Annotated in this window: 2 protein-coding genes and 1 pseudogene; 1 reads left to right on the forward strand and 2 read right to left on the reverse strand. The window is 43.8% G+C overall.

Annotation, left to right across the window (positions count from 1 at the left end):
• Window positions 1-246 (reverse strand): annotated as a pseudogene (locus tag ACHZC4_RS04520) (biotin synthase); the annotation flags it as partial.
• Between the two features lie 70 nt (window positions 247-316).
• Between ACHZC4_RS04520 and ACHZC4_RS04525 the strand changes: the two are divergent.
• Complete coding sequence (locus tag ACHZC4_RS04525; RefSeq protein WP_394752631.1) at window positions 317-1,024, forward strand: ComF family protein; 708 nt, start codon at window positions 317-319, stop codon at window positions 1,022-1,024.
• A gap of 257 nt (window positions 1,025-1,281) precedes the next feature.
• On the opposite strand, the gene ACHZC4_RS04530 is transcribed toward ACHZC4_RS04525, so the two are convergent.
• Window positions 1,282-1,629, reverse strand: a complete 348-nt coding sequence (locus ACHZC4_RS04530; protein ID WP_394752632.1) for a PilZ domain-containing protein — start codon at window positions 1,627-1,629, stop codon at window positions 1,282-1,284.
• Between the last annotated feature and the right edge of the window lie 50 nt (window positions 1,630-1,679).

Below are 1,679 nucleotides of genomic sequence, written 5' to 3' on the forward strand. Positions count from 1 at the left end.
GCACATCAACGGTTCTGATTTTAATCCGGTATCAAAACGCGCGCTTTGTGGACAATAACCGCAATCTTCCGAACAAGCGCCGGTCTTGATGCTTAACAAGCTGCTAACCTGAACTTCGTTAGGGTCAAAATTCTGCCTGTGAATGGTTTGCGCTTGATAGATAAGGTCGTTGAACGGCATGGCAAACAGTGCCAACACTTCATCTATGTGCCAGTTATGGCGAATACGTTCAGGGTTTGCAGACATTCGGTTAATCTCCAACTACAATAAGGTGCTGAGGGTAAAAAGCGGCGACTTAACTTGTCAACTATGCTCTATGAAAAAAGTATACAACTGGCTATCTATTATACAGAATGCCCTGCTACCGCCTACTTGTATTTTGTGCGGCAATAAAGGTTTTGGCTCGCTCGACATCTGCGAAACCTGCTACCAACGCCTGCCACGAAATAATGCTTGTTGCTATCGCTGTGCAGAAATATTTGTTACAGCTATTGCTGTACCAACACTTTGCGGACGTTGCTTAAGTGAAACACCGTCGTTTGATGAAACCCACGCACCTTTTATCCATCAAGAAGAAATCCGACATTTGATTACCGGATTAAAGTTTGGCGCACAGTTCAAAAACGCCCGATTACTGGGTAGTTTATTAGCTGACCATGTTGGCAAAGCGGCAGAAAGACCGGATTGCATCATCCCTGTGCCGCTACACAAAGCCCGTTATCATGAGCGGGGGTTCAACCAAGCGTTGGAAATTGCCCGAACGGTATCGCTTACCTTACATATTCCGTTAGATTTTTACAGTTGCACCCGCCACAAAGACACGCCCCACCAAACCGGACTATCCGCAAAAAAACGCCGCCAAAATTTGCGCCGTGCGTTTTCTGTGCAGAAACCGATACCGGCAAACCATGTTGTGATCCTGGATGATGTTATGACGACGGGCTCTACAGCCAATGCATTGGCTGTAGAATTAAAAAAGTCAGGGGTGAACCGGGTGGATATTTGGGTTTGTGCGAGGGCTTGACGATGAAATAATTTTTTATTAGAATTTATCAATCAATAGCTTAACAGAATAGCGCGAAAGTGCTGAAAACTTTTAGTGAGTTCAATATTGCAACCAATTCTTGTCGAAAAAGCCTGTTTACGAAACCTATGCACTATTGATTGTTGAAGATTTATGCAAAAAACCAGCATACTAATGCCGCTCGAACTTGTTGCGTACAGGTATCAACACAGTAGAAAAGTCGGCCAAAACTGGACTGCCTAGGCCATAACATGCCGTCAATAAGCTTTTTGTAGCTTTATACACTCAAACATAAAACCGTCCAAGGCTTTTATACCGGGACTCTCCACGTAATGAAGGCCTAATTCTGTTGCATTAACTTGGTGCTTTAGGATTCCGCTGATCGAAAACGGAATGCCTGATTCCGGCAAAAAAAGTCGTATTTTAATCTTGCCATCCAAATTTGCAGCGGCGGGTGTGTACAATTTTATTTTGATGCCGGTATAACTGATGTCAAGAACTTCACCTTCCAAGTGGATTGGATCATGCGGCGGCTCGAGCATAATATTGGCTTTTAATCCCTGCGGGTTGAACCGAGGGGATTTTCGTCGTTCTGCTTCAGTCATGGCATGTATCCAAAAAATATTAACCGTTGATTATAAAGATTTCCTTTATA

It is taken from the genome of Crenothrix sp. (genome assembly GCF_043729335.1).
Taxonomy (GTDB): Bacteria; Pseudomonadota; Gammaproteobacteria; order Methylococcales; family Methylomonadaceae; genus Crenothrix.

Bases quoted from the DNA above. Each gene is read 5' to 3' on its own strand.
- ACHZC4_RS04530 (WP_394752632.1), bottom strand. From the start codon at position 1,629: ATGACTGAAGCAGAACGACGAAAATCCCCTCGGTTCAACCCGCAGGGA.
- ACHZC4_RS04525 (WP_394752631.1), top strand. From the start codon at position 317: ATGAAAAAAGTATACAACTGGCTATCTATTATACAGAATGCCCTGCTA.